General features: G+C 59.9%; 9 protein-coding genes. 7 read left to right on the plus strand and 2 right to left on the minus strand.

Going from position 1 to position 25,087, the window contains the following annotated elements:
- Positions 1–2 precede the first annotated feature (2 nt).
- Together C4J83_RS11140 and C4J83_RS11145 are read left to right on the plus strand one after the other, a co-directional pair.
- On the plus strand, positions 3–19,382 hold the full coding sequence (locus C4J83_RS11140; protein WP_124417030.1) for a hemagglutinin repeat-containing protein: 19,380 nt from the start codon (positions 3–5) through the stop codon (positions 19,380–19,382).
- Positions 19,382–19,984 (plus strand): hypothetical protein, encoded by a 603-nt coding sequence (locus tag C4J83_RS11145; protein ID WP_124417031.1) that lies wholly within the window; start codon positions 19,382–19,384, stop codon positions 19,982–19,984. Before C4J83_RS11140 ends, C4J83_RS11145 begins: the two co-directional genes overlap by 1 nt.
- A gap of 436 nt (positions 19,985–20,420) precedes the next feature.
- Here C4J83_RS11145 and C4J83_RS11150 read toward each other — a convergent pair whose 3' ends face one another.
- Positions 20,421–20,723, minus strand: coding sequence for a DUF6124 family protein (locus C4J83_RS11150; RefSeq protein ID WP_124417032.1), 303 nt, complete (start codon positions 20,721–20,723; stop codon positions 20,421–20,423).
- 483 nt (positions 20,724–21,206) lie between these two features.
- Here C4J83_RS11150 and C4J83_RS11155 point away from each other — a divergent pair, with 483 nt between their 5' ends.
- The 5 genes from C4J83_RS11155 (at position 21,207) to C4J83_RS11180 (ending at position 23,674) form a co-directional block, all read left to right on the plus strand.
- Positions 21,207–22,196 (plus strand): hypothetical protein, encoded by a 990-nt coding sequence (locus C4J83_RS11155; protein WP_124417033.1) that lies wholly within the window; start codon positions 21,207–21,209, stop codon positions 22,194–22,196.
- Positions 22,197–22,198: 2 nt separating this feature from the next.
- Entirely contained in the window at positions 22,199–22,561 is a 363-nt protein-coding gene (locus C4J83_RS11160; protein ID WP_106580610.1) for a hypothetical protein, read from the plus strand.
- Between the two features lie 201 nt (positions 22,562–22,762).
- Entirely contained in the window at positions 22,763–23,125 is a 363-nt protein-coding gene (locus C4J83_RS11170) for a hypothetical protein (RefSeq protein WP_124417035.1), read from the plus strand.
- Positions 23,115–23,309, plus strand: coding sequence for a hypothetical protein (locus tag C4J83_RS11175; RefSeq protein ID WP_124417036.1), 195 nt, complete (start codon positions 23,115–23,117; stop codon positions 23,307–23,309). The genes C4J83_RS11170 and C4J83_RS11175 overlap by 11 nt, the downstream gene beginning before the upstream one ends.
- A 2-nt stretch (positions 23,310–23,311) precedes the next feature.
- A complete protein-coding gene (locus C4J83_RS11180; protein ID WP_124417037.1) occupies positions 23,312–23,674 on the plus strand; it encodes a hypothetical protein in 363 nt (120 codons plus the stop codon).
- A gap of 59 nt (positions 23,675–23,733) precedes the next feature.
- On the opposite strand, the gene C4J83_RS11185 is transcribed toward C4J83_RS11180, so the two are convergent.
- Positions 23,734–25,074, minus strand: coding sequence for a c-type cytochrome (locus C4J83_RS11185; RefSeq protein WP_124417038.1), 1,341 nt, complete (start codon positions 25,072–25,074; stop codon positions 23,734–23,736).
- Positions 25,075–25,087: the final 13 nt, after the last annotated feature.

Consider the following 25,087-nt stretch of genomic DNA (forward strand, 5'->3'; position numbering starts at 1 on the left):
ACATGGACGTTCGCCAGTTCGCCTTCCTCGCGCGCCAGCCTTCTGCTGCCGTAAAAAGCCGCTCCCACTTCCTGGGGCTGCCTAAACGTGGGTTAGCGTTGATCCTGGCCAACGCGATGTTCTGGCAGCCGCTGCTGGCCCAGGCCGACGGCATCGTGGTCAGCGCACCGGGCACCACGCTCGGGCAAGCGGGCAATGGCGTGCCCATCGTCAACATCGCCGCGCCAAACGGAAGCGGCCTGTCGCACAACCAATTCCATGACTACAACGTCGGCGCCAACGGTGTCATTCTCAACAACGCCACCGATCGAACCCAGTCCACCCAACTGGGCGGCATCATCGTCGGCAACCCGAACCTGCGCGGCACCGCCGCCAACATCATCCTCAACGAAGTCAACGGCGGCAGCCCCAGCCAACTGCGTGGCTACACCGAAGTGGCGGGGCAGTCGGCCCATGTCATCGTTGCCAACCCGTACGGCATCAGTTGCAACGGTTGCGGCTTTATCAACACCCCACAAGCCACGCTGACCACTGGTAAAGCGGTGATCGAAAACGGCCAGATCAGTCGCTATCAGGTTGACCAAGGCAACGTCGCCATCGAAGGCGCCGGCCTGAACGCCAGCAACGTCGACCAGTTCGAAATCATCACCCGCGCCACCACGATCAACGCGCAGATTCAGGCGAAAAAACTCACCATCGTCGCCGGTCGCAACGACGTCGACGCACGCACCCTCAACGCCACTGCGCGGGCGGCAGATGGCAGCCAGGCGCCAGACCTGGCGATTGACTCCTCGGCGCTCGGCGGCATGTACGTGGGCGCGGTCAAGCTGATCGGCACCGAGGCCGGTGTGGGCGTGAAGCTGTCGGGCGATATGGTCGCCGGCGGTGATATCCAGATTGATGCGGCGGGCCATGTGGTGATGGGCCAGACCACCGCAGGCACTGCTGTCGCTGTCAAAGCGGTCAGCCTGGAAGCCAAGGGGGCCGTGTACGCCGGTACTGATCTGTCGGTAAAAACTCAAGGCGCACTGACCAGCCAACAAACCCTGGCTGCCAAGGACAGCATCGCACTGGACGCCGGTGGCCGATTGACCAACAGCGGGATCATCGAAGCAGGCGTCAACACCGATAACAGCCGCAATGCCCAGGGCGATTTGCGCTTGACTGCGCAGGCCATCGACAACACCGGCAAGACCGTGATCGCCAGCCGCGACCTCAGCGTCAACACCGGTGAACTCGCCAACCAGGGCGGCACCCTGAGTACCCAACGCTATGCGCAATTAACTGCGACAAACGTGGACAATCAGAACCAAGGCCGGATCCTTAGCGCTGGCAGCTTGGGCTTGAACGCCAGTCAGTTGCTCAACAGCCAGGGCGGCCTGGTGACCAGCACCGGGCCGCTGACGGCCACGGTCGGCCAGTTGGCCAACCGCAACGCAGAGCTGTCGAGTCTTGGCCAGGCCAGCTTGCAAGTGGCAACGCTGGATAACGTCGCCGGCCTGGTGTCGGCCGGCCAAACCTTGAGTGTGAAGGCGAGCGGTGCCATCAATAGTCAGGGCGGGCGAATCGCTGCACGCCAAGCCGTGCAATTGCAGGCCGCTTCACTGGACAACAGCCAAAAGGGCGTGCTCACCAGCCAAGGCACGCTGGGTGTTGAACTCAGTGGCACCCTGGCCAACCAGCAGCAGGGACGGATCGAGTCCACCGGTGGTGCGCAGTTCAAGGTGGGTGCGTTGGATAACCAGCAGGGCGGTGTGCTCACCAGCAGCCAGACCCTGGATCTGACGGCAGGTGCGGTCAATAACAGTGGCGCAGGCCAGATCGCCAGTGCCCAGGGCTTGAACGCGAATCTCGGCAGCCTTGATCAACAGGACGGCGGCCGCTTTTACAGCAACACCGACCTGAACCTCAACCTCAACCAGGGCCATTTGGATAATCGCAGCGGGCTGATCAATGCCACCGGGCAATTGACCCTCGACAACCTCAACAGCGTAGACAACCGCCAGGGCGAAATCTCCAGTGCGCGGGCCTTTACCGTTGCGGCGCGTACCGTCGATAACGCTGCCGGCAAGTTGCTCAGCGACCAGGGGCTGACCCTTCAGATTGCGCAGACCTTGAATAACAGTGCGGGATTGATTGCAGCTACCGGCTTGCAGATCGATGTCGCCAACCTGGTCAATGACCAGAACGGCAGCGTGAGCAGTCGCGGTACGCTGAACGCCCGTGTGGCGGGCATGCTGGATAACCGTGGCGGTAGTCTCAGCGGCGCCGGTGCAAGCCAACTCAGTGTGGGCAACCTGAACAATGGCGGTGGTCGTCTGTCCAGCCAAGCCAGTTTGAGCCTGGACCTCAATCGCGGTCATCTGGATAACCAGGGCGGCGTGATCAGCGCGCCCGGTCAGTTGTTGCTGAACCACTTCAACAGCGTCGATAACCGCAACGGAGAAATCTCCAGCGCCACCGGCTTCACGCTGCAAGCTGACACTTTGGATAACCGCAGTGGCAAGGTCTTGAGTGAGCAGTCGCTGACCCTGGCCGTTGCTCAGGCCTTGAGCAATGCGGCAGGTCGGGTGAGTGCGGCGTCGTTGCAGGTGCAAGCTGGCAGTCTCGACAACAGCAGCGGCCACTTAGTGGCTCGCGACAGCTTGAATCTGGGCGTTGGCGCAGCACTGCTCAACCACAGCGGGGAGATCCTGAGCCGTGATGTACGGCTCACGGCAGGTACGTTGGATAATGCCCAAGGTCGGGTGCAGGGCGACAATCTGCTGAAGATCGACGGCGGCGCACTGAGCAATCGCAATGGCACGCTTGCCAGCGGCCAAACCCTGGAACTGACCGCCGGCAGCCTGGACAACAGCCTTGGTAAACTCACCAGCAACGCCGTACTGACCGCTGCGATCGCCGGCAACCTACTTAACCAGAGCGGGCTGTTTACCGCCGGCGCGAACCTCCAACTGAGCAGCGCCGACCTTAGCAATCAGAGCGGCCAGCTAAGCGCCGGCGGAACTCTGCAACTGCGTGCCGGGCTGGTGGATAACAGCGCGGGCGGGCGCATCAATGGCAAGGCCCTGAGCGCCAGCGTGACCGGCCTGGACCAGCACAATGATGGCCGCCTCTACAGTCAGGGCGATGTGAGCCTGGACCTTAACCGTGGCCATTTGAATAACCAGGGTGGCGTGATCAACGCGCCCGGCTCGCTACTCTTGAGCAACCTCAGCAGCGTCGACAACCAAGCTGGGGAAATCTCCAGCGCCACCGGTTTCAGCCTGCAAGCGGACAGCCTGGATAACACCCGCGGCAAAGTGTTGAGCGAGCAAGCACTGACCCTGCGTATCGCCCGTGCACTGGAGAACGCCAAAGGCCTGGTCTCGGCCGCAAGCCTGGACGCCCGCACCGCAAGCCTGAGCAACCAGGACGGCACACTGCGTGCCCGTGATGGCTTTAACCTGAGCGTCGACGGCCTGCTGGACAACCGCAGCGGCAAGTTGCTGGCCAGTGATCTTTCGTTGGCGGCAGGCGGTCTGGACAACAGCAACGGTCAGGCTCAAGGCGACCACACCCTGGCGATCAACAGCGGGGCGCTGACCAATCAGCACGGCACCCTGGCAGCGGGCAGCCACTTCACGCTCACTGCAGCGAGCCTGGATAACACCGAAGGTAAGCTCACCAGCGACGGCGCTTTGACCGCCGCAATTTCCGGGCACTTGCTTAACCAGGTCGGCCTGTTGGCGGCCACTGGCAACCTCAGCCTGAACCTGGGCAGCCTCGATAACCAACGCCAGGGACGCATCAGCAGCAAAGCCGACCTGACCCTGGCCGGCAACACCCTCGATAACCGCGCCGGCAACCTCGTGGCGGTCGGTGTGTTGAAACTCAACGCAACCACCCTGGATAACCGTCAGGGCAGCGTGTACGCGAACAATCAGCTCCACCTGTTGCTGGGCGATGCCCTGAACAACCAACAAGGGACCTTGCGCGGTGACGCCAAGCTGGACCTGAAAGCCGGCCAGGTGGACAACAGCGATGGCGGGCGCATCAGCAGTGGCCAGTCGCTGAGCGCCAGCGTGACTGGGCTGGATCAGCACAATGACGGCCGGCTGTTCGGCCAGGGCGATGTGAGCCTGGACCTCAATCGCGGCCACCTGAACAATCAGGGCGGTGCCATCACCGCACCGGGTCAGTTGCTGCTGAGCAACCTCAACAGCGTCGCCAACCAAGGGGGTGAAATCTCCAGCAGTCGTGCGTTTACCCTGGTTGCCGAGACACTGGACAACAGCAACGCCAAGGTCCTCAGTGAACAGGCGCTGACCCTGCGCATCGCCCGCGCGCTGGCCAACACCAAGGGCCTGGTATCGGCCAAGGCGCTGGAACTGCATGCCGGTAGCCTGAGTAACCTGGGTGGCGCGGTCAGTGCCACCGAAGGCGTAGCGCTGCAGGTCGACGGTGCGCTGGATAACCGCAACGGCAAGCTGCTCGCGCGCACCGCCTCGGTCAATGCAGGCTCCCTGGACAATCGCCAAGGCTTGCTCCAGGGCGATGCCACGCTGAACCTCAACAGCCTGGGCGCCGTGGATAACCGTCAGGGCACGCTGTTTGGTGCGCAAACGTTCGACATCGCCGCCGCGAGCCTGGATAACAGCGGCGGCAAGTTGACCAGTGATGCTCGATTGACGGCGCGCATTGTCGGGCAGTTGCTCAACCAGACCGGTCAGTTAACAGCGGGTGCCAACCTGCAACTGGCTGCTGCCAGCCTCGACAACAGCGCCAAGGGCAGCCTCTATGCCAAGGACCATTTGCAGCTCTCGGTCAGCGGCGAGTTGAACAATGCCCAAGGCACGCTCAACAGCGACGGCACTTTCGCTCTCACCGCAGGGCAGGTAGACAACAGCGCTGGCGGGCGCATCACCAGCCAGCAGCAATTCACCGCATCCGTTACCGGCCTTGACCAACACGGCGACGGGCGCCTCTACAGCCAGGCGGGCGTAAGCCTGGACCTGAATCACGGCTACCTGAACAACCAGGGCGGCTTGATCCATGCTCCGGGCGCGTTACTGCTGAGTAACCTTGCCAGCGTGGATAACCAGGGCGGGGAAATGTCCAGCACCCAGGCGCTGACGTTCACCGCCGATAACCTGGATAACCGTCGCGGCAAGTTGCTCAGTGAACAAGGGCTGGTGGTGCGTATCAGCAAGGCCCTGGACAATACCAAGGGCCTGGTTTGCGCCACCGGGCTGGATCTGCGGGCGAACAGCCTGGTGAATGCTGAAGGCTCCCTCAAAGTTCGCGATGGCCTTACCGCCTACGTCGAATCGGCACTGGACAACCAGCAAGGCGAAATCCTCGGCGCCACCACTACCCTGGCTGGCGCGTCACTGGATAACAGCCATGGCCTGATCCAGGGTGACAAGCTGCTCACCCTTGATCACTCGGGCGCTGTATCTAACCGCAATGGCCGCCTTGTCACGGGCCACGCGTTGAACTTGACGGCTGCGAGCCTGGACAACACCCAGGGCACGCTCACCAGCGACGGCACCCTGAACGCTTTGATCAGCGGACAGTTGCTCAACCAGGCCGGGTTATTTGCCGCCAGCAGCCAATTGCAATTAACCGCCGCCAGCCTGGATAACCAGGCCAAAGGCCGTCTAACCGGCAAGAGCGACCTGAGCCTGACCGTCGGCCAATTCGACAACCGCGGCGGCAGCGTTGTGGCGACGCAGCAGCTGCAGCTTAACGGTACGAGGCTGGATAACCGCGGCGGCGGCCTGCTCAACTCGGGCAAGGCCATGACCCTCGCGGTGGACGCCCTGGACAACCGCGCCGGGGAAGTCTCCAGCGTCACCGACCTGACGCTCACCGGCAGCCAGTTTGACAACAGCGCGGGCGGCCACTTGCTGGCCAACGGCGAGATGCAACTGACCTTGCAGCGCCTGGACAACCAACTCAAAGGCATCATTTCCGGGCAGCGATCGATCAGCCTGAACGCCGCGCAACTGGATAACAGCGGCGAGGGCAGCCTGTACGCCAAGGGCAACCTGTCCATGGCATTGAGCGGTTACCTGAACAACCAGCAAGGTGCTCTGCGCAGCGACGGCGGCTTGAGCGTACACGCGGCCAGCCTCAACAATGACCGCGGGCGCATCAGCAGTGCCGCGCCATTGGTACTGGCAACCACAGATGCAATCAGCAACCAAAAGGGCGAGTTGCTCAGTGCCGTCGCCTTGACCTTGACCAGTGCCAGCCTCGACAACCAGGGTGGCAAGATCATCGGTGACGGTGCCGTGCAGGTCACCACCGGCGCCTTCAACAACCAGCAAAGCGGGCGCCTCACCAGCGCCGACCGCCTCGACCTGGCAGCCGGGCAGGTGGACAACCGCGGAGAGGGCCGCATCGCCAGCGCCAGAGCCCTCACCGCTAGCCTCTCCGGTCTCGACCAACGGAACGGCGGCGAGCTTTACAGCCTCAGCGCCCTGACCCTGGACATGAACAAGGGCCATCTGAACAACGCCGGTGGCTTGATCAATGCGCCTGGCCCGTTGGTGCTCAAGAACCTGTCGAGTGTCGCCAACCAGGGCGGCGAGATCTCCAGCAAACAAGCCTTCAGCCTGGCGGCACAAAGCCTGGATAACACCGGGGGCAAACTGCTGAGTGACCAGGCCCTGAGCCTCAAGATCGAGCAGGCGCTGACCAACCTCAAAGGCCAGATTTCAGCGGCCGGGCTCACGGCGCAAGCGGCGAGCCTGGATAACAGCGATGGGGAGTTCAGCAGTACCAGGGACCTGACCCTGACGTTGGCCGGTGAGTTGCTGAACGTCGACGGCGAAGTTTCCAGCGCTGGCGCCAGCGTGGTCAACGCCATCACCTTGAACAACCGCAATGGTCAGGTCATGGGCGATGTGAGCCTCGACCTCACGACTCTGGGCGCGTTGACCAACCAGGGCGGTACCGTGGGCGCCGGCCAGCGCTTGCAGGTCGCTTCGGCGAGCCTGGACAACAGCCAGGCCGGTAGCCTGGTCAGCGACGGCAGCCTGACGGTGAACGTTGCCGGCTTGCTGGACAACCAGGCCAAAGGCAGTGTGTTGGCCAAAGGGATCGTGGATATTCAGGCGGCAAGCCTGGATAACCGTGGCGGGCGTGTTTCCGGGCAAAACCTGCTGACCGTTCGCGGCAACAGCCTGGATAACCGCACTGGCGTGATCCGCGCCAATCAGGACTTGAACCTGCACCTCGGCCAGTTGGACAACCGTGAGGGCGTGCTCAACAGCAAGCAGGCCCTTGGCGTTACCGGCCAGTCGCTGAGCAACCAAGGCGGCTTGATCAGCGCCGCGGGCCCGGTGCATTTGAGCCTGGATAACGTCAATAACAGCAAAGGCCGTATCGCCAGCCAGAGCGACCTGGACGCCACCCTCGGCGTGTTGAACCAGCAAGGTGGCGAGCTGGTTGCCCAAGGCAATCTGACCCTTCGCGGCACCACCCTCGATAACCGCGACGGCGGTTTGGTAGGGGCCACAAGAGCGCTGAAGCTCAAGGTCGACAGCGTGGATAACCGCGCTGGTGAAATCTCCAGCCAGATAGACGCCGAGCTCAGCGGCCAGTCCCTGGACAACAGCGGCGGCAAGCTACTGGCCGGGACCACCCTGCAATTGACCGTGGCCCAGGTGATCAACCAGGCCAAGGGGCTGGTGTTCGCCCAGGAGGCGCGGTTTACCGGTACGCGCCTGGACAACGCCCAAGGCACCTTTGCCGGCCAGCGTGCGCTGGCAATTCAGCTGGCAGCGGGGTTGGACAACACCCAGGGCAAGCTCAGCAGCGAAGGCACTCTGACGCTGGGCAGCCAACGTATCGACAACACCGGCGGCAGTATTTCCAGCGCCGGTACACTGGGCATCACCAGCGCCAGTGATTTGCTCAACCAGGGCGGTATCGTTGAAACCGCCCAAGGCCTCACGCTGACTAGCACCCGCCTTGACAACAGTCAGCAGGGCCTGCTCAAAAGCCAGGGCGCCGCGACCCTCAACACCGGGCTGTTCGACAACACGCTGGGCGGCCGCCTGATCAGTGCCGACCGCCTTGACCTCACGGCCACCCAGCTCAGCAACGGTGGCCGCATCGCCAGCGCCGGCACCCTGAACGCCAACTTTACCGGCCTTAACCAACAGGGCGGTGAGCTGTTCAGCAACACGCAACTGAACCTGGACATGAACCACGGCGAGGTGAACAACGCCGGCTTGATCAACGCGCCGATCCTGGTGCTGAAAAACCTCGGCAACCTCAACAACCAGAACGGCGAGATCTCCAGCCAGAACGCCTTCACCCTGGCCGCCCGCAACCTCGACAACAGCAACGGCAAGCTGATCAGCAACCAGGCGCTGACCCTGCGCGTCGAGCAGGCCCTGGCCAACGTCAAAGGCCTTGTCAGTAGCGCCAGCCTCATCAGCCGCAGTACAAGCCTGGATAACACCGACGGTCTGCTCAGCAGCCGTGGCGGCCTGGATATCAGCGCCAGCGACCTGATCGATAACCAGCGCGGCACATTGATTGGCGACGGCGCCTTGCTGCTGACCGCCGCGAACCTGGACAACCGTGGCGGCGAGATCGCCGGCAAGGCCGAACTGGCCGTCAACGTCAACCGCCTCGACAACCGCAAAGGCCAATTGATCGGCACCCAGACCCTGCACGTCAGCGGCGCCAGCCTTGATAACCGGGGCGGTCTGGTAGGCGCCACAAAAGCGCTGAAACTCGACGTAGGCACCCTCGATAACCGCGCCGGCGAACTGACCAGCAACGCGGACCTCAGCATCACCGGCCAGCGCCTGGACAACAGCGACAGCGGCCAGGTGTTCGCGGCCAGCGGCCTGAACCTGGCGGTCGAGCAACTGCTCAACCGCCAGGGCGGCAAACTCAGTGGCCAGCGCCTGTTGCTGACGGGCACCGGCCTGGACAACACCGGTGGCAAAATCCTCAGCCAGCAACCGTTGCAGCTGACGCTGGGCGGTGACCTGGACAACAGCCAGGGCCTGCTGAGCAGTGAAGGCACCCTCGACGTCAAGGCACGCAGCCTCACTAACACCCAGGGCAGCCTCTCCAGTGCCCAGGGGCTGAATGTCGGCGTCGCTGGCCAGTTGAACAACCAGAACGGTGAACTGGTCACCGACGGCGCCTTGGTACTGAGCAGCGCCAGTTTGGGCAACCAGCAAGGCAGCATCAGCGGCAAGGGCGCGGTGGCGGTCAGCACCGGCGTTTTGAATAACCAGAGCGGCCGCCTCAACAGCGGCGACACCCTGAACCTGACGGCCAGCCAAGTGAACAACGGCGGCAGCATCGGCAGCGCCAAGGCCCTGACCGCCAGCGTCACCGGCCTTGACCAGCAGGGCGGCAAGCTCTTCAGTAACAGCAGCCTGAGCCTCGACCTGAACAACGGTCAGTTGAACAATCAGGGCGGGCTGATCAACACGGTTGGTCCATTGCTGCTTAATAACCTTACGACCGTCAGCAACCAGAACGGTGAAATCTCCAGCGCCCAAGCTTTCACCCTGGCTGCGCAAAGCCTGGACAACAGCAACGGCAAGCTGCTGAGCAACCAGGCCCTGACCCTGCGCCTGAACCAGGCCCTGGCCAACGTCAAAGGCCTGATCGGCGCCGCCAGCCTCAACGCACACGCAGGCGCCGTGGACAACCGGGGCGGCACCTTGACCAGTCGCAGCGACCTGCAACTGACCAGCGACGGCCTGCTCAACAACCAGGACCAAGGCCTGATCAGCGCCACTCAAATGCTGACCCTGCACAGCGCCAACCTGAACAACCAGAACGGCAGCCTGCTCGGCGCAGCGGGCGTCACCCTCAGTGCCATGGCCCTGGACAACAGCGCTGCCGGCTTGATCAACAGCCAGGGCAGCCTCAACCTGAGCGCCGCCAGCCTTAACACCGGCAGCGGCGGTGAAGTTTCCGCCAAAGGCGCGATGGACCTGAACCTCAGCGCACTGGCACTGGCCGGCGGCCGCGTGGTGGGCGAACAGCGCGTGACCCTTGACCTGAACAACAGCGACCTGGACAACCGCAACGGCCTGATCCTCGCCAAAGGCCCGCTGACCCTCAACCGTCTGCGCGCCTTCAACAACCAGAACGGCGAGCTTTCCAGCCAGCAAGACCTGGCCCTGAACACCGGCACCCTGGACAACAGCGGCGGCAAGTTGATCAGCAGCCAGGTGCTGACGGTCAACGCGGCCAACCTGATCAACCAGAACGGCCTGGTCTCAGGTTGGCAGGGCCTGAACGTCGGCGGTGGTAGCCTCGACAACCGCAACAACGGCACCTTGTCCAGCCGCAACGGCGCGGTGGATGTGCGCCTTTCCGGCGAGATGCTCAATGGCGGTGCCGGTGCACTGGTCAGCCAAGGTGCATTGAGCGTCAGTGCCGCCAGCCTCGACAACAGCGGCGGTATTCTCTCCAGCGGCGCGGGGCAAAGCCTCGTCGTCAGCGGTTTGCTGAACAACGCCAACGGTGGCCTGATCGACAGCGGCACCGACCTTGACGTGCAAGCCGCCACCCTGGGCAACCAGGCCGGCACCGTCAATGCACAGCAAACGCTGGCCGTCACCGGCACAGATCTGCACAACCAGAGCGGCACACTGGCCAGCAATGGCCGTCTGACCCTGAGCCTGCTGGGCACCCTCGACAACACCAATGGCAAGCTGGCCAGCGCTGGCGCATTGCTGTTGCAACGCGCGGTTCAGGTCAACAACCAGGGTGGCCAGATCGCCAGCCAAGGCCTGCTGACCCTGCTCGCCGGCGGTATCGATAACCGCCAGCGCGGCACCATCGCCGGCAAGGACCGCCTGGCAATCACCAGCACCGGCCTGCTGCAAAACGACGCCGACGGCTTGATCTACAGCCAGGGTGCCGACCTGCAGGTGAAGGCCGTTGGCCTGAGCAACCGTGCGGGTGTGGTGCAGGGCCAGAGCGGTTTAAGCCTGGACGTCAGCGGCGACCTTGATAACGAAGCCGGCAAGCTGCTGGCGCAGACCGGTGACGTGAGCGTCAAGGCCAACACCCTGAATAACCAGGCGGGCACACTGGCCAGCCTCAAGGGCCTGCTGGATGCCAACGTCGGTGACAGGCTCCTCAACGGCTATAGCCTGGGCAACAAGGCTGGCGTGATTCAAGGCCAGCGTTTGAACCTGGTGGCCGGCAGTGTCGACAACCAGCACGGCCGCATCGCAGCGCAAAATGGCGACGCAGTGGTCAACGCCAACTATTTCGCCAACGCCTATGGCGGCTTGTACGCCAAGGACCTGCTACGCGTCGGTGGGGTAGGGCTGGATAACAGCTCAGGCCAAGTGGCGGCGAACCTAATTGAGCTGGGACTCAGCGGCCAACTCAGCAACCATGCGGGGATTATCGAAAGCGACACCCTGCTCAACGTGCGCGCCAACAGCGTTGATAATCAGGGCGGCCAATTGCGCGCTATGGGCGGCAGCGGCAAGACCGATTTCCAGATCGCAGGCCTATTCGACAATCGCAATGGCCGCGTTGAGAGCCGTACCAGCGACCTGACCCTGAATGCCGCAGGCTTCCAGAACCAGGGCGGCAGTTTGCTGCACAGCGGCACCGGGACCTTTGATATTGCCACCGCCAACCTTATCGATGCCGGTGGCAACGTGGTGACGCGAGGTGGCCTGACCCTGGCCGCAGACCACTGGACCAACAGCAGTGTGATCCAGGCCGGGCGCTTGACGGTGAACGTCAATACCTTGAATCAGACCGCCAGCGGGCAGTTGCTGGCGTCTGACAGTCTTGTCGGCAGTGGCGGTAACTGGAACAACGATGGCTTGATCGCCAGCGATGGCACGGCGCAATTAACGCTGGCCGGCAGCTATGGCGGCAATGGGCGTTACAGCAGCGTGGGTAACCTGGGCCTGAGTGCCGGCTCAGTGAACCTGAGTACGGCGGCGAGTGTGGCCGGCGGACAAGACAGCACGATCAACGTCGGCGGGCAGCTCACTAACGCCGGGCGCCTGACTTCCGCTAACACCATGGCCCTCACCGCCGCAGAGGTCAGCAATGCGGGCACGCTGGCCACGGGTGCCAATCTGACCCTCAGCACCAACACCTTGGTTAACAGTAATGGTTTGATCACCAGCGGCGGCGACATGCAGTTGCTGGCCAACAGCTTCACCAACGCCTATGCCGATGTCTATGGGCTGGGTGACGTACTGATTGGCAAAGACCCGAACCAGACCAAAGCCGATCTGCTGGATAACCGTTCGGGCACTATCGAGAGCGCTAAGAACCTGACGATCAATGCCATGACCGTCAATAACGTCAGGGACGTGCTGGAGTATTCGGCACATGAAAAAAGCTCGGTGAAGATCACCGAACTTGATTGCAACCTGATCCCGGGTGCCGGTTGTGACTTCCGTAGCAAAGGCCGTCGAAACGGCCTGTGGCAGATCGATGAAATCGATAGCTTGAACGTTACCCGCAGCAGCGTGGCTTCGGGGCTTAGCAGTGGCGCTGACATGCAGATCAACGCCCAGACCCTCAACAACCTGAGCAGCACCATTGCCGCGACGGGCAACCTCACCGCCAACGCGACCACCATCAATAACCAGGGCGTGCAAGCCCAGGCGATCAAGACCACTCGCACCTACTGGAACTTTGTCTCGCAGATTTTCCAGGCCTTGCCGGCGGCCGCCAACTTCAACGCCAAAAATAGCCCCACGCCATCGGCGACCGTCGAGGCAGACCTCAGTTATTTCCTGAGCCTCATGGGCGGCGGCAAGCTCTCGCAAACCATCACCACCCTTAAAAGCGATGGCCAGTCCTACGATGCAGTCATCCAGGCCGGTGGCAACGTTGCGCTTAATGCAGCCCAGAACATCAACAACAGTGTGGTTCGTCCTTACTATGCCTATGTCGCGGCGGGCCGCACCAAGGCTGACACAGGCGCGGGTAGCGGCTACTCGACAGCGATCGCCATCAACTCGCAGTTACCACCTGATTTGGCTCAACAGCAAGTCAACCCCATCGCGCTTCCGGGCTTCAGCCTGCCTACCGGCCAGAACGGTTTGTTCCGACTGAGCGGGCAGGGCGCCAGCAGCGGGCAGGCCGCTCAAGCCAATGCAGGGCCGCAAAGCTGGACCCTTGGCGCTGCGAGCGTCGGTTTGGCGCAACGCCAGCAGAACCTTCCCGAAACCCAAGGTCGGACGATCCAGTTGGAGGAGGTCACCCAACTCGCCGCCAACAACCGCCAGGTCTCGGTGACGGCCCGCGAGGCCAGTGGAATCAATGCCAGTGCCAGCGCCATCAACGTTGCCGGCGTGGGCAGCGCCGACGTGGGAACGCTGCAACCTGGCCGCACCAGCGGTGGCACGATCAGCCATGTCGATGGCATCGATGCCCAGACCGCCGTTGACGGCTCCCGGCCAGCGGTCGATGTGTCGCGTCCGAACGTCGACCTTTCTGGCCTGACACCCGCCGAGCGCGACGCCCGAATTGTGCTGACCACACCCGATGGCGCACCGTCTGGCAGCGCTCGCCCCGACCTGAACGTACCGGGCCTGTCGACCGTGGATCGCGATACCCGCGTTGTGGCCATTGCGCCGGGGAGCTCACGCCCCGACCTCAGCCTGCCAGGCCTGACACCGCTGGCCCACGATGCACAGGTTGCCGTCGGCACACCACCGCCGTCCGTGGTGGTTCCGGTAGCGCCGGTGCCGCATGAGACCCAACCGGCCATCAGCCCGGTTGAACAACCCGCTGCCGCGAGCACCGGCAGCCGACCTGCCGTGGTCGTCGTCCAGCCCTCCGAAGCACAACCGACACCGGTGGCCAGCCAGACCGTCAACCGGGTGCAGGGCCTGCCAGACAAGAGTGCGGTTTCACAGCCGCATAAATACTTGATCGAAACCAACCCGGCACTCACCGACATGAAGCAATTCATGAGCTCGGACTACCTGCTGTCCGGCCTGGGCTACAACCCGGACGAGAGCGCCAAGCGCCTGGGCGACGGTTTCTACGAACAACGCCTGATCCAGCAAGCCGTGGTCGCGCGTACCGGCCAACGCTTTCTCGACGGGCAAACCACCGACGAAAAACTGTTCAAACACCTGATGGACAACGCCATCGCCAGCAAGCAAACGCTGAACCTGGCCGTGGGGGTAAACCTGACTTCCGAGCAAGTGGCAGCGTTGACCCACGACATCGTCTGGCTGGAAAAGAGCGTGGTCAACGGCGAAGAAGTGCTGGTGCCGGTGCTGTACCTGGCCAACGCCAACAACCGCCTGGCACCCACCGGCGCGCTGATTGCGGGCAACGATGTCAGCCTGATCGCCGGGCAAGACCTGAACAACGTCGGCACCCTGCGCGCCAGCAACAACCTGTCGGCCAAGGCCGGCAATGACCTGATCAACAGCGGCCTGATCGAAGCAGGTAACCGCCTGGACCTGCTGGCAGGCAATAACATCGTCAACAAGGCCGGCGGCATCATCGCCGGCCGCGACGTGACCATGACCGCCGTGAATGGCGACGTGATCAACGAACGCACCGTCACCGGCCACGACAGCAGCGACGGCCTGATCAGTGAACACAGCGACTTCCTCAACAGCGCGGCGCGTATCGAAGCGGCCAACGACCTGAGCATCAGGGCCGGACGCGACTTCTCCAACCAGGGCAGCGTGCTGCAAAGCGGACGCGACACCACGATCCAGGCCGGGCGTGACCTGAGTTTTGGGTCAGTGGAGCAGGTGAACAGCAACGCCAACACCAGCGCGCGCAACAACAGCAGCTCCGTGACGCAGAACGGTTCATCGGTGACGGCGGGTCGCGACCTGTCAGCGGTGGCGGGCCGGGATTTGACTGCGATTGCCAGCCGGATTGATGCCAAGCGGGATGTGGCGATGTCGGCTATCGAGAACCTGAGCCTGGTTTCGGCGGCGGATGAGCAGCATTCGGCGTTGAACCTGAAGAAGGTGAAGGCGCAGGAAGATCATGTGAGTCAGGTGGGGACTTTGGTTAAGGCTGGGGGGGATGTGGCCTTGAGTGCTGGACAGGACTTGGCTTTGACAGCCAGTCGGGTCTCCGCAGGGGATGAAGCGTACCTGTTTGCCGGAAATGATCTGAATCTCAATACCGCCGAGGATAGCGACTACTCCTATTACTCCAAAACCAAAAAGGGCTCGTGGGGTAAGAAAAGTACGCAGATGAATGAGAGTGACAGTGATGTTGCTGTCAGCTCATCCATTGATGCGGGCAAGAAAGTCGTTCTCTCGGCGGCTCAGGACATCAATGCCGTGGGTGCCAAAGTCAACAGTGGCGGGGCGCTGCTGGCTACCGCAGGGCATGACATCAATCTTATTGCGGCCGAAAATTATGCCAGCCAGGCCAGCGCTTCATCCAAGAAAGGTCTGTTTTCGAGCAAGTCCAGCAGCAACTCGAGTGGCCATACAACGCTCACTAGTACCGAGCTAGTAGCCAAGTCAATTGATCTGCGAGCAGATAACGATATCTCTTTGGAGGCAGCCGCTCTGCGGGCAGAAGGCGCCGTCAAGCTCAATGCTGGTAATGACGTAGAAATCGGTACGGCTGAAGTGCAGCAGGCTTCAAGCCAATCCAAACAGTCCAGCAAGATCGGCGTATCGCTCACCGTTGGAATGTCTGCGTCGCAGAAAGGTCAGCAGACCCAGCAAAGTGCCTCGCAAAGCATCGGCAGCGATATCAGCGCCGATAGCTTGCAGATCACCAGCGGACGCGATACCACCCTGCGTGGAAGTACGTTGGTTACGGACCGTGAGCTAAAGATCGACGCAGGGCAAAATCTTGAAGTAATCAGCGCTGAAAACACCTCAAGCGCAAGTTCTAAGTCCAACAGCAAAAAGGTCGGGGAGGTGGGTTCCTGGTGGCAAAGTGCGACAGGTGTCGTCAAGACCAAGAAGGCTGATCAGAGCGAGACTATCCGTCAGGCCGGCAGCCAGATCGCTTCTTTGGGCGGCGATGTCAGCCTTACGGCTGGGGAGCGTTACACCCAGATTGCCAGCCAGGTTGTTGCACCTAAAGGCGATATCGATATCAAGGCCAAACATGTAGATATCGAGGCTGGATTCGATACCTTGAAAGCAAACAACACCGCGAGCACCAGTCGCACGGCGGTTGGCGGCACCGTCAGCGTTCCTATGGTTGATGCACTGCGAAGCCTTCAGGGGACAGTTGAGTCAGCCCAACAAACAAGTGATGGCCGCATGCTCGCGCTGTCCGCTGTGAATGCTGCCATGAGTGCCAATGCAGCGCTCGACGGCGGCCAGGCGCTGATGAAAAAAGACCTCACAGGCGTGAAGATCAGCGTCAACTTGAGCGACAGCCGTAGTCACAATGAAAGCAGCCAAAGTGGCCGCAATGTAGTTGGCAGCAGCGTGGTTGCAGGTGGTGACGTCAATATCACAGCCAAGGGCGCGGGCGCTGATAGCAATTTGAATGTGGTGGGCAGCCGTATCGACGCTGGAGGTGATGCCAACCTCAAGGCGGATGGCAAGATCAACCTCCTGGCTGCGCAAAACACTGCACATCAGGATAGCTCCAACAACAACAGTGGCTGGAGCGCTGGTGTCGGGTTCAGTTTTGGCGGGCAACAAAACGGGTTCACATTGGACCTCGCCGCCAATAAAGGGCGAGGGATGTCCGATGGTGACGATGTCACCCAAACCAACACATCCGTCAAGGCTGGGCAGACAGTAAGGCTTGATAGTGCCGGGGATACCAACCTCAAAGGTGCAGTGGTTACCGGCCAGCAAGTTCAGGCCAAAGTGGGCGGTGATCTCAATATCGAGAGTCTGCAAGACACCAGTACTTATCGCTCGGAGCAACTGAGCGCAAACGTCGGGGTCAGCATTTGCGTACCACCGTTCTGTATGGGCATGAGCAGTGTCAGCGGTGGCATTGGCCAGCAAAAAATGCACAGCGACTACGCCAGTGTCAGCGATCAATCGGGCATCAAGGCGCGTGATGGTGGGTTCCAGGTTGAGGTCAAGGGTAATACCGACCTCAAGGGCGCGATCATCGCCAGCACCGATAAAGCGGTAGCCGATGCTAAGAACACGCTCATAACAGGCTCGCTGACCAGTTCGGATATCAAGAACAAGGCCGACTATGACGCTACCAGCATCAATCTGAGCGGTGGCTACAGCACTGGCGGGAAGGTTGGCAGGGATGCAGACGGCAATGTAGATGCTACCAAGACCGGAACGTCCGCAGCCAACAAAGGCGGATTTGGTGTGAACGCCCCCGTTGCGCTTTACGCGGGTGACAGTTCCAGTAGCAAAACCTTGAGTGGTATCAGTGGCGCAGACGTGACTGTCACTGATAGTGCCAAGCAGCAGGAATTGACCGGCCAGACGGCCGAGCAAGCAGTGGCGGCAATCAACACGGATGTATCCAGTGATCGAGACGGCAGCAATAAACTCAAGCCGATCTTCGACGCCAAGGAAATTCAGGTCGGTTTTGAGATTACTGGCAAGTTTGTTCAGAACGTCTCTGTGTACCTGGAGTCTCGCGCGCGTGAAGTAGATGCGATTCGGAACGATGCCCAAAAGGAGTACGCCAAATCACGCGACCCTGAAGTCAACCCCACAGAACAAGCGGTGCATCGAAAGAAATACTTCGATTTGAATAAACAGGCCAATGCCATAGCGTCCGATTGGGGAGCAGGCGGCACCTACCGACAAATCGCTACTGCTTTGGTTGCGGGGGCCAGCGGCAACGTCACCGGCGGTGGTGCACAGTTCGCGCAGAATATGGTTGTCAACTACGTCCAGCAGCAGGGTTCGGACTACATCGGCAAGTTGGTCATCAACGGGATGAAAGAAGGCAGCCCCGAACATGCTGGCCTGCATGCCATCCTTGGCTGTGCTGGCGCTGCGAGCAGTAATCAAAGCTGTTCAGCAGGGGCTCTGGGTGGGGCGGCCAGCAGCGTACTGGCAGGCCTCTTTAACGAGACTAACCCTAACGAAACCAACGAAGAGCGTGAGGCTAAACGTAACATCATTGCGTCGGTAGTGACCGGCATTGCCGCGATGAGCAACCCGAACGGCGCTGCTACGGTTACTAATGCCGCGATCGCGAACGTCGATAACAACTGGTTGGCTACGCAACAAGTCGTTCAGATGGCCAAAGAGGTAGCTGAAGCCAAAACGCCACTCGAGGTATTTGAAGTCACCGGTAAGTGGCTGGCGGTTTCCGGAAATCAAGACCTTATTACCGGAAGCGCGCTCTTCAAAAGTTTCAAAGACAGCATGGGCGGAGCGGGTATAGACGCTCTGAATAGTGCTGTAGGCGTACTGCGTGACCCAATTGCAAGCATTGACGCTATGAACGAATTTTTATTGTCGGCGGATGGTGAGAGGCTCTTCGGTGCTGCAGCTGCGGGTTTCAAATCGCAAATTACTCAAATTCGCGATGCATTGGTTGTAGGCGGTGACTCAAACGCTGAAAACCTAGGCAAGCAATTGGGTGAGGCGGTGGCGTTGTATGCGCAGATCATTGCCACAGGTGGGACAGGAGGTGCCGCCCAAGGTGCGTCAACACTTGCTAAGGCCGGTATTGAGGTTTCGATCAATAGCTTCAAGGAGATTGCCGCCGGTGCCAAGGCAGCGGGTGGCGTTCAAGGCAAGCTTGCTAAGCTAGAGCGTCTTGGACCAGATCCTGATGTGCCGCGTCCGATTGATACACCAAATCCCGTGTTGGTTGGCGGCTCCAAATACGTTGAAAGCGCGACCGTTCAGGTCAATACAACAGTCCAACTTAGTGAAAGCGTAACGCTGGCTAATGGGAAAGTATTGCCTAAGGACAGCATTGTCACGGTTAGTGACGATGCTATGAAGGTTGTGTACCCTGATGGGACTAATGAGATTGCTTCATATGCGAAGGTGAATACACCGCCTTTAGGGCTGCCTAACGCTACTCAAGTTGAAAAGGCAGCTACTCAAGCCAGGAAAGACTTAATAGATGAAATCAATAAAATTCCTTCAAAGTCACAAGCCAGTAAACAAGCAACCATGGTGGGCGCATATGACCCGGTTACTGGGAAGACAGCGATTGGTGCTAGCAATGGTGCCGTAGTGGCAGAAATGTTACATCCAACCACCGTAAGATATCTTGAGGATAAGCTAGGTGTGAAGATCGGCGAGTTCACTGATTTTTGTAAAAATAAGGCTGGCGCTTGCGCGGAGGTATCTGCCGCAGACTCGCTTGTTAGGCAAGGGGTGGATCCCGCTAGCATAAGGTTTACTGAGGCAGTTCGCACTCGAGAGGTCTGGGGGAAGGATCGTATTCCTGAAGGGGCGATAATTTCACCTTGTGAAAATTGCAGTGTAAGTTGGCCTCGAGGAGATCTATAATGATTGTTTTAAATGAAAGTTGGCGACCTGGATTTGGAACAATATTTACGTGGTTTGCCATAGATAAAAATGGAAGGATCGCTGTGATGGTGAATAATTGTTACGGAGAACTGCCGCAAATTTTGTTAAGGCTCGAAAATGTAGATGCTCAACTTGATAGGCTATCTGAGTTTGTTTGGGGCGAGTCTTCTGAGTTCTTAAGTTGTTTTCCCGATAAATGCGGTGAACTTAAGGTTGACCTTTATTCTGCCTGGCGATATCAGAAAAAATTCTCGAAGGAACGTTTGGTTGAGTACCTGAAGTCTGATCTGTTGGAATCAAAGTCCTTTGCAGAGGCTAATCTATCAGTCAATAAAGGCTTTTATGTCTATCATGGCGTAGAGGGCGATGATGTCGGTGTGGACTATCCTGTTGGCTATGAAGGGCAGACTGTAATGGGTGACTATTTCAGGTATTTGGTCCCTACAATATTCGGTGGCATTGATGATATTCCGGAGCCTTTACGTCAGGTGTTGGTGAAGTCTGATAGTTTTGACTTTGCGAGTGATCAGTTGTTGAGGAATGATCAAGTGAGCTATCACTTTTCTCGTATGCTCTGCTAGGACCGGAAAAGGGGATGGATTTGAGTGTCACTTACTTGATTTTTTTTCGGGTGTCCATTTTTCCTAACCTCGGCTCTTCCGCCGAGCGCGTCTGTATCAGTATTGAGTAAGGCTAAGGCCTTCGTTTTATGGTGCGAAGCTCAATCCGTCCCGGCCGGTTCCCGATATGTTTCCTGGCGATCAACTTGAGTAAAATCTGCACACCTTTGGCCTTATTCGTCAGTGCCGTACTGCCTAATCGCAAAGAACAATTGAAGTCTATGTTTGAAGCTAAGCTCGCGTGGCAAACAATCAGCTAATAGGGCTAAATTAGCCATGTTAAAGAAAAGGGGACAGATTTATTTAATCGGGAAAACGGGGTCAGACCACGGTTTTGTAAAGGTAATCAAAATTGCTCTTTGAAACATGTTAATGGTGGTCTAACCCTATTCTATTTTCAGGCAGGCGACTTTGTGGGGTTCAGGCACTCGATGGAGCGGTCTACGGTGGTCTTTGCCATTTCCAGCAAATGCCACACCGCCAGAATCTTCGCCCGCTCGGGGCTGGGCAGTCGCTCACTGCAATTGAGTGTTGTGGCCGAAGCGCTGTCGAGCAAGCTGGAAGTGTAGAGCAGGGCGTCTTCGAAGCTCAGGTCTTCGATTTGAACGCCTTGGGCTGGCAGGTAATGGTCGATGGCGCGGTTGAAGGCGGCGCGGTCTTTAGTGGCGTTGTGGGGTGGATCGGGGACGACTTTTTTCATGGTGTAACTCCACATAATTGGAGCTGACATCCGTCGCGACTAAACGAGGGTGGCGGCTGTACGCAGGTTAGTCGACCGGCCACATGGAAAACCGGCGCACCCGGAGGTGCCCTACGCACAGCCACCATAAAACTTCACGGAGGACCATGCGCCATATGAGACCCGAGCGACTAAACCCGATCACTGATAAGCAGTGACGGACCGCAGACTAGCCATCGATTCGAGCAGGCACAAGGCGGCAGGAATTGTCTAGGAAACGTCCTGCAATTTAAAGAGACACGCCCTGCTGGCCCTTCAAAAACCATGACTGAATGCCACTAACCCGCCCATCAACGGTGGTGGTGAATGGCTTTTTGTAGGTGCTTTTCCCCTGCGACGTAGGCAGCTTCTGAAATATCACTCAGCCTACCCAGGCTTGTGTGCGGGGCGTATCCGCTTGCTTATATTCCGACGCCAACTTCATTGCATCCAGGGATGTGAGGCATGGCGCAGGGCTATATCAACGACCGCACCACGGACTACAGCGGCTTGAAATTCCGGTTGATGGGCAGTGCCCCGAGTCGGCAGCGTTCCGACCATTTCGACGTGCTGAACAGGCACCTGCGGCCTGGGCTGGTGATGCCTGGGCAGTTGGTGATTGTTCCCGATCCCTACAGCGTGACCTGTTCGATGGAAGAGGCCTGGCTGGTACGCCGGGCCGAGGCAATTCGTCGGGAGTTGGACGCTGGCGCCGGACCCCAAGTAGTCAATAACTATGACCTGCTACAGAGTTTTTTGGGGTACGGCTCGTTGGGCGTGGGCAGCGCGACGTCAGCGTGGGCCCGGCATCTGGATGAAGTGGCGCAGACCCTGGAGGCGATTGAACAGCTGTATCAGCGCCTGAAAAACACTGGTTTGGACCGTGAGGCGTTTCTTCGCCAGCGTAAGGCGTTGTTCGGGCTGCTGGACGCCCAGCTGCAAGGTGCGGCGCGATTTGGCACCGGGTTGCAGGGCAATCAGGCGCTGAAGAAGGTGTTGGGGATTTCTACCAAAAGCTATCTGCAAAAGGGCGAGATCGCCGGGTATGCGCAGCGGATGCGGGATATTGCGCAAACGTCGAAATGGTTGGGCAAGGGCGCGTATGTGGGGTTGGCACTGGACGTGGGCGTGGCTGGGCTGGAAATCAAGGAGGTGTGTGTGGCGGGGCGGGAGGCGCAGTGTCGGCGGGCGAAATATGTGGAGACGGGGAAATTGATGGGAGGGGTGGCGGGGGCTTATGGCGCAGGGAAGCTGGGTGCAACAGTAGCCCGTAGCGGCTGTAGGGTTCTTTTGGGCATCGCGGCTAAAGGAAACGGTGCGCTGGCCTGCGCAGTGATCGGCGGAGCTGCGGGGGGGTACGCAGGGGGCAATGCAACGGGAGAATTCGGAGCGTTTCTGGGAGGGAAGATCGAAGAGATCGACGGTGATTTGATCTTTCAGCCAGAGGGGGCTTAAGCATGGACTTTCAACTCATCCTGGCAATCATTTTAGCTGCCGGGACACTGATTTTCGCAGGGCTGACTATATACGCTGAGTACACAAAGCTCGAAGCCCTGGAAAGCTACTTCAGCCAGAACAAAGTGATCTGCGACAACAAACGCTTTTGGGGCAGAAATCAGCATATCGACAGGTTTCATCGCATGCTCGTGATCAATGGCCTGTTGGGAATGCCTAAATTTCACATCAAAAGAGGGGAGGTAACCGAGGCTGAACTGGCGTCCGTGCCCTTGTCCCTAAAGCGTTGGGCGTTGTGGCCGTATCGTTTTGGAATGGTGTGGTTTGCCGGCTGTATGCTTTGGTCCATTTTGTATGGCTGGTAGCCCGGGACGCACGGCGTTCCGGGCTGCGTTCCCACGGGTGCTGGTCACTGGCGTCGTGTCTAAAGGAGACGGTGCGCTGGCCTGCGCAGTGATCGGCGGCGCTGCAGGAGGCAACCTATTCGGCACTGGCGGTGCGTTTCTGGGCGGGAAGACCGGAGAGATCGACGGTGATTTGATCTTTCAACCAGAGGGCGCTTAAGCATGGGTTTTCAACTCATCCTGGCAATCTTTTTATTTGCAGGGGCGTTTGTTGGCGCGGGACTCACTTTATATGCTGAATGCACAAAGCTCGAAGCCCTGGAAAGCTACTTCAGCGAGAACAAGGTGGTCTGCGACAACAAACGCTTTTGGGGCAGAAATAAACATATCGACAGGTTTCATCGCATGCTCGTGATCAATGGCCTGTTGGGAATGCCTAAATTTCACATCAAAAGAGGGGAGGTAACCGAGGCTGAACTGGCATCCGTGCCCTTGTCCCTCAAACGTTGGGCGTTGTGGCCGTATCGTTTTGGAATGGTATGGTTTGCCGGCTGTATGCTGTGGTCCATTTTGTATGGCTGGTAGCCCGGGACGCACCACGTTTCTGGCGGCATTCTCACGGGTGCTTGACACTGGCGTCGCGGCTAAAGAAAACGGTGCGCTGGCCTGCGCAGTGATAGGCAACGTATTCGGCACTGGCGGTGCGTTTCTGGGCGGGAAGATCGAAGAGATCGACGGTGATTTGATCTTTCAACCAGAGGGCGCTTAAGCATGGATTTTCAACTCATCCTTGCAATTTTTATGTGTGCAGGTGTGTTCTTGTTCTCGGGGCTCACTCTATACGCTGAGTACACAAAGCTCGAGGCCCTGGAAAGCTACTTCAGCGAGAACAAGGTGATCTGCGACAACAAACGCTTTTGGGGCAGAAATAAGCACATCGACAGGTTCCATCGCATGCTCCTGATCACTGAACTGTTGGGAATGCCCAAATTTCACATCAAAAGAGGGGAGGTAACCGAGGCTGAACTGGCGGCCGTTCCTTTGTCCCTCAAACGCTGGGCGTTGTGGCCGTATTATTTTGGGATGATAGTGGCTGCCAGCGGTGTCCTCTGGACCCTTTTGTACGGTTGGTAGGCCCGGGGGCACACCGCGCCCCGGGCTGCATTCCCACGCGGGAGCGTGGGAGCCCTCTCTCAGCGCATATGCAAAATGATCGGGCTGCTGCTCGCCGGGTCCGTATGCCCGCGCAGTTTATTCACCGCCGCGGCATCGACTGCGCCGCCGTTGTTGCCCCACGTACCTCGCACGTAAGTCAGCACCTGCGCGATTTCCTCATCCGACAGCTGCTCCCTGAACGCCGGCATCCGGTAAGCATCCGGCACACCGGCGGTCACGATCCGTTGTGAGCCATTGAGCGTGATGTTGATCGCCGAGGCATTTTCCTTGGCCAGTGCCGAGGTGGCGCCCGCCAGCGGTGGCATCCACTCCGGCTGGCCCTTGCCGTCCAGGCCATGGCAGGACGCGCAACGGGTTGCGTAGGTGTGGGCACCAGGGGCGTCTGCGCGCGCGTTGGCCGCCTGATACTGCCACGGCGAACCGTCCCGCTGCGGGTCGCCAGGCAGGGATTTGAGGTAGCGGGCGATGGCGTTCAAATCTTCATCGCTCATGAATTGCGTCGAGTTGTTGAACGCCTCGGTCATCGAGCCATACACCACTGCATGCTGGTTACGCCCGGTCTTGAGGAACCGCACGATCTCGTCCTCGCTCCAGCGGCCCAGCCCGGTGTTGTGGTCCTGGCGCAGGCTCGGTGCATACCAGCCGTCGAGCAGGCCGCCGGCCAGGTAGGGCGCGCCGGACTCGTCCAGCGCCTTCTCGTTGAAGGCCAGGCCGCGCGGCGTGTGGCAACTGCCGCAGTGCCCCGGGCCTTGGACGATGTAGGCGCCACGGTTCCACAGCGCGTCCTGGGCAGGTTTGGCCGCGTAGGTGGCGTTGGGGGCGAACACGCCGTTCCACAGGGCGATGGGCCAGCGCATGTTCAGCGGCCAGGGAATGCTGCTGTCGATATTGGGCTGATTGGCCGGTTCCACGCCTTGCATGAAAAACGCGTACAGCGCACGCATGTCGTCATCGCTGAGCTTGGCGTAAGACGGGTAGGGCATCGCCGGGTAAAGCCTGCGCCCACCCGGCGCGACGCCGTGGCGCACGGCGCGGTCGAAGTCGGCCGGGGTGTAGCCACCGATGCCGGTGTTGCGGTCGGGCGTGATGTTGGTGGCGTGAATCGCGCCCAGCGGCGTGGCCATCTCCAGGCCGCCGGCGAACGGCGTCTTGCCCGGCAAGCTGTGGCAGGCCACGCAGTCGCTGACGCGGGCGACGTACTCGCCGCGGCTGATCAGTGCCGGGTCTGCGCTGGCGGCGGGTTGTTGCTCAAAAGGCGAGGCGGGCTCGCGGGTCACGTACCAGGCCAGCACGCCTGCTGCGACCGCGCCGGCCAGCACCAGCCAGCCTGCGGTTCTAGCCAATCGTCGGTTGTTCATGCGCGTTCCTTGT

The organism is Pseudomonas sp. LBUM920 (assembly GCF_003852315.1).
GTDB lineage: Bacteria > Pseudomonadota > Gammaproteobacteria > Pseudomonadales > Pseudomonadaceae > Aquipseudomonas.

Coding starts and splice junctions, on each gene's coding strand:
- C4J83_RS11140 (WP_124417030.1), top strand. CDS start 3: ATGGACGTTCGCCAGTTCGCCTTCCTCGCGCGCCAGCCTTCTGCTGCC.
- C4J83_RS11145 (WP_124417031.1), top strand. CDS start 19,382: ATGATTGTTTTAAATGAAAGTTGGCGACCTGGATTTGGAACAATATTT.
- C4J83_RS11150 (WP_124417032.1), bottom strand. CDS start 20,723: ATGAAAAAAGTCGTCCCCGATCCACCCCACAACGCCACTAAAGACCGC.
- C4J83_RS11155 (WP_124417033.1), top strand. CDS start 21,207: ATGGCGCAGGGCTATATCAACGACCGCACCACGGACTACAGCGGCTTG.
- C4J83_RS11160 (WP_106580610.1), top strand. CDS start 22,199: ATGGACTTTCAACTCATCCTGGCAATCATTTTAGCTGCCGGGACACTG.
- C4J83_RS11170 (WP_124417035.1), top strand. CDS start 22,763: ATGGGTTTTCAACTCATCCTGGCAATCTTTTTATTTGCAGGGGCGTTT.
- C4J83_RS11175 (WP_124417036.1), top strand. CDS start 23,115: ATGGCTGGTAGCCCGGGACGCACCACGTTTCTGGCGGCATTCTCACGG.
- C4J83_RS11180 (WP_124417037.1), top strand. CDS start 23,312: ATGGATTTTCAACTCATCCTTGCAATTTTTATGTGTGCAGGTGTGTTC.
- C4J83_RS11185 (WP_124417038.1), bottom strand. CDS start 25,074: ATGAACAACCGACGATTGGCTAGAACCGCAGGCTGGCTGGTGCTGGCC.